This window comes from Hydrogenophaga sp. (assembly GCF_030656115.1).
Lineage (GTDB): Bacteria > Pseudomonadota > Gammaproteobacteria > Burkholderiales > Burkholderiaceae_C > Hydrogenophaga.
In genome coordinates, this window is sequence record NZ_JAUSOO010000006.1 from 1 (window position 1) to 4,181 (window position 4,181).

Sequence of the window (4,181 nt, forward strand, 5' to 3'; positions counted from 1 at the left end):
GGCCGTGGCCAGATCGCGGATGGACGCCACACCCAGGCCGGCCGACTGCAAGGTCGCATCGAGCTGGCGGTTCTTCATCAGCTCCACCGACTCACCAAACGGCAGGTACTCCACCTTGGCCATGTCGCTGTAGGCCAGGCCGGCGGCCTTGAAAATGGCGCGGGCGTTCAGCTCGGTACCCGACTTGGCCGCGCCCACCGAAATGCGCTTGCCCTTCAGGTCGGCCAGCGTTTTGATGCCCGAGTCGGCGTTGGCCACGATCTGGATGTAGTTGTTGTAGGTGGCCGAGAGGCCGCGCAGCTTGTCCAGCTTGTTGGGAAAGCCTGCTTCGGCGTCGCCCTTCCAGGCGTCGGACACGGAGTCGGCCAGCGCCAGGGCCAGCTCGCCGCGGCCGGCCTGCAACAGATTCAGGTTTTCGGCCGAAGCCTTGGTCACCTGCGCGGTGGAGCGCACATTGGGAATGTCTTTGGCGAAGATCTGCGACAGCGCAACGCCCATGGGGTAATACACGCCGCTTTGGCCGCCGGTGAGCACGTTGACGAACTGCTGCTGGGCGTTGGCATGGCCCGAGATGAGCGCCATGCCGACAGACGCGACCAAAGCGCAGCGGCTGGCCAGGGTACGGAAATTTTTCATGAGGTCTCCAATCGTGTTTTAAAAAAGTCCGCCAGCGCGGTTGTGCGCCAGGGACGGGTCAACAGGTAGCAATTTGCCGGCCAGCATTGTTTGAACTTCAAGCCTTTGATTTTTAAGCAAATGCTGCTTTGGGTGTGTGCGGTTATCCCGAATGGCGTTACCCGATTGGGCGGAAATCCGCTCAAACACGCGGTGCTCTGAACGCGGCCGGGTCGATCTTCAGGCGCGCGATTTTGTCGTACAGCGTTTTGCGCGGCACCTGCAGGCGCTCCGCCGCCAGCGACACCTGGCCCTGGCATTCGCGCAGGGCCTGCGTGAGAAGGCGCCACTCAAAAGCGTCCAGCTGGGTGCTGAGCGAGGCGGCTTCTGCGGCCACCGGCTCACACGGGCCCATGCCCGGCTCCAGGCCCAGGCACATCCGCTCGGCGGCATTGTGCAACTCACGCACATTGCCCGGCCAGTCGTGTGCCATCCAGTGGCTCAGTTCGGCCTGGCTCAGGGTGGGCGGTGGGGTGTGGTACCGGTCTGCAGACAGCCGAAGGCAATGCGCCAGCAGCAGGGGAATGTCGTCGCGGCGCTCGCGCAGGGGCGGCAGTTCAATGGTGGCCACATGCAGCCGGTAATACAGGTCGTGCCGAAACTGACCGGCATCCGACAAGGCCTTCAGGTCTGACTTGGCGGCTGCAATGAAGCGGCAGTCGATGCGCACCGGGTCGTTGCCGCCCAGCCGCTCGATCACGCGCTCCTGCAGCACGCGCAGCAGCTTGACCTGCTGAGACATCGGCAGACTCTCGATCTCGTCGAGCAGCACCGTGCCGCCGCGTGCATGCTCCAGCTTGCCCACGCGCCGGCGCGTGGCGCCGGTGAAGGCGCCCGCTTCGTGGCCGAACATCTCGCTCTCGAAAATGGACTCGGGCAGGGCACCGCAGTTGATGGCCACAAACGGGCCTGTGCGGCCCGACGCTTCGTGAATGGCCCGGGCCACCACCTCTTTGCCCGTGCCGGTTTCGCCGCGCAGCAGCACATCCACCTGGGTCGGCGCCAAGGCCACCACGCGGCGGCGCACCTCGTTCATCGCCGTGGTCTGGCCCACCAGCCCTTGTCCGTGCTGTGCCTCCACCAGGGCTTGCAGACGCCGGTTCTCCAGCACCAGCCCGCGCTTTTCAAGCGCCCGCCGAACCACGTCGGCCAAGCGGTCCGACGAAAAAGGTTTTTCCAGAAAATCGTAGGCGCCCAGGTGCATGGCCTCCACCGCCATGCGAATGTCGCCGTGCCCGGTCATCAGGATCACGGGCAACTCGCTGTCGAGTTCGCGCACGCGGCGCAGCAAGGCAAAGCCATCCGCGCCCGGCAGGCGCACATCGCTCAGTATGGCCGCCGGGCGCTCGCTGGCGAACTGGTTCAGTGCGGCCTCCACGCTGGTGGCTTGGCGCGTTTCCATGTTCGCCAGCCGCAGCGCCTGGGTGGCTCCGATCATGACGATGGGATCGTCTTCAATCAGCAGTACATGCATAAAAGGGTGTCCGGTTCAGCTGGGGGTGTTCAGACGGTGCCGTGGCGTCAGGGGGCGTCGCGGTTCGCCGCATGGTCACGTCGAAACGCGCGCCCGGCCCGGCGTTGTGGGCGCTGATCTGTCCGCCCATTTCGCGCACGATCGCCTGTGACAGCGACAACCCCAGGCCCAGCCCTTTGCCGCTGGGCTTGGTGGTGAAGAAAGGCTCAAACAAGTGGGCGCGGGCAGCGTCGCTCAGCCCCGGCCCGTGGTCTCGAACCGACAGGGTCACGGTTTCGCCGGTGGCGCTCACGCGAATGTCAATCCGCCGCTCCGCCTGGCCTTCCATCGCGTCTATGCCGTTGCGCAGCAGGTTCACCAGCACCTGTTCCAGGCGAATGCCGTCGCCCAGCACGGCCAGCCCGGCGTCCAGGGTTTCGGTCTCTATGCGCGTTTGGCTGGCGTGGCGCAAAGGCTCCATCAGCATCAGCGTGCTGGCCACCACCTCTGCCAGCCGCACAGGCTCCAGGCGGGCCGGCTCTTTGCGGGCAAAGGCCTTGAGCTCGCCCACAATGTTGCCCATGCGGGTGCACAGCCCGCCGATCAGTTGCAGGTTGCTGCTGGCGTTGTCGGGGTCTTGGCGCTTGAGGAACTCCGCCGCGTTGTCGGCCAGCGTGTGCAGCGCCGCCAGCGGTTGCGAAAGCTCGTGGCTGATGCCCGCCGCCATTTGGCCCAGCAGCGCCAGTTTGCCGGTTTGTACCGCCGCATCGTTGGCCGCGGTGAGCTCGGCCGTGCGCTCGGCAATGCGGCGTTCCAGCGCTTCAATGGCCCGGGCCCGCTCACGCGCCATCGCGCGCCGCTCCGACATGCGCCTGCGGTATTGCCAGGCAAAAGCCAGTGCCAGCAACACCACCGCCAGGCTCAGCCCGACCAGACCCGCCGCCAGCGCGCCTTGCCGCCTCGCCGGGCCAGGGTCTGCAAACAGCAGCAGTTGCCAGCCAAAGTGCTCCAGCGGCCGGGCTTGCACCAGGTAGTGGCCACCATCGACCACCTGCAGCGCGGTGGGGGCTTGCGCTGCGTCAAGGCCTTGTGGGCTCAGGGCCTCGGTGAGCGTGCCCCCGTACTGCCGTGTCTCCCGGAGCTTGGCCCGTGCAGGCTCGGCCAGGGGGTACAGGCTGCGGTAGCGCCAGTCGCGCTGCGCCGACAGAAACATCACACCCGCCTCATCGGCCAGCGCCAGCGGCAGGCCGGCTTCGCGCCAGCGCTCTTCCAGCGGTGTCAGGTCCACCTTGACCGCCACGACGCCTTCGATGCGGTTGTTTTGCAACAGCGGTGCTGCGATGAAAAAGCCCGGTTCGCCCGTGGTCACGCCCACACCATAAAACCGGCCCGCACCGCCTTCCATGGCCTGCTGAAAATAAGGCCGAAACCGGTAGTTGCGCCCCACAAAACTGCCTGGCGTGGACCAATTGCTCGCGGCCAGCGTGTGGCCCGTGGTGTCCATGAGGTAAATGGCGGCCACGCCCGTGCGGTGCTGGGCAAATTGCAGGTAGCGGTTGGCCGCGTTCAGCCGCAGGGGGTCTTGTGGCGCGCTCAGCACCTGGGCCAGCGCCTGATCTGCGCCGACCAGGTAGGGCAGGTGCTCGAACTTTTCTACCGAGCCCAGCAACTCGCGCGCCTGCAGCTGCATCTGGGCCTGGCCCCGTTGCCCCGCCTCTTGCAGGGCTGCGCGGTAGACCGCTGTGTAAGACAGCCAGACGGCCAGGGTCAGCACAAGAGCGGCCCCGGCAGGCCAAGCCGAAGGGCTTCGCCACAGGGCTTGGAGCTTCATGGCGCGACGCAAAAAAAAGGCCCCTGGCGTGCGCCGGAGCCGTGGGTCGGGCAGCGCCGGCAGCGGCGCTGCACGGCGATCACTTGATCAGGCCCACTTCTTTGTAGTAGCGCTCGGCACCGGGGTGCAGCGGCACCGGCATGCCCTTGATGGCGTTCTCGCGCTTGATGCTCTTGGCCGCGTTGTGCGCGGCGTACAGCGTGTCGATGTTGTCGTACATGG

At 66.2% G+C, this 4,181-nt stretch carries 4 protein-coding genes; all 4 read right to left on the reverse strand.

The features are described from left to right. Nucleotides 1-636: TAXI family TRAP transporter solute-binding subunit (locus Q7J58_RS00695; RefSeq protein ID WP_304821975.1), on the reverse strand; the 636-nt coding region annotated here is incomplete at its 3' end. 181 nt (nt 637-817) lie between these two features. After that, nucleotides 818-2,149 carry a sigma-54 dependent transcriptional regulator gene (locus Q7J58_RS00700; protein ID WP_304821979.1) on the reverse strand — a complete coding sequence of 444 codons (1,332 nt, stop codon included), beginning with the start codon at nt 2,147-2,149 and terminating at the stop codon, nt 818-820. Continuing rightward, nucleotides 2,130-3,959 (reverse strand): ATP-binding protein, encoded by a 1,830-nt coding sequence (locus tag Q7J58_RS00705; RefSeq protein ID WP_304821982.1) that lies wholly within the window; start codon nt 3,957-3,959, stop codon nt 2,130-2,132. Before Q7J58_RS00705 ends, Q7J58_RS00700 begins: the two co-directional genes overlap by 20 nt. A 79-nt stretch (nt 3,960-4,038) precedes the next feature. Beyond that, nucleotides 4,039-4,181 (reverse strand): TAXI family TRAP transporter solute-binding subunit (locus Q7J58_RS00710; RefSeq protein WP_304821985.1); only part of this gene is annotated, 143 nt, incomplete at its 5' end.

Bases quoted from the DNA above. Each gene is read 5' to 3' on its own strand.
- Q7J58_RS00700 (WP_304821979.1), bottom strand. From the start codon at position 2,149: ATGCATGTACTGCTGATTGAAGACGATCCCATCGTCATGATCGGAGCC.
- Q7J58_RS00705 (WP_304821982.1), bottom strand. From the start codon at position 3,959: ATGAAGCTCCAAGCCCTGTGGCGAAGCCCTTCGGCTTGGCCTGCCGGG.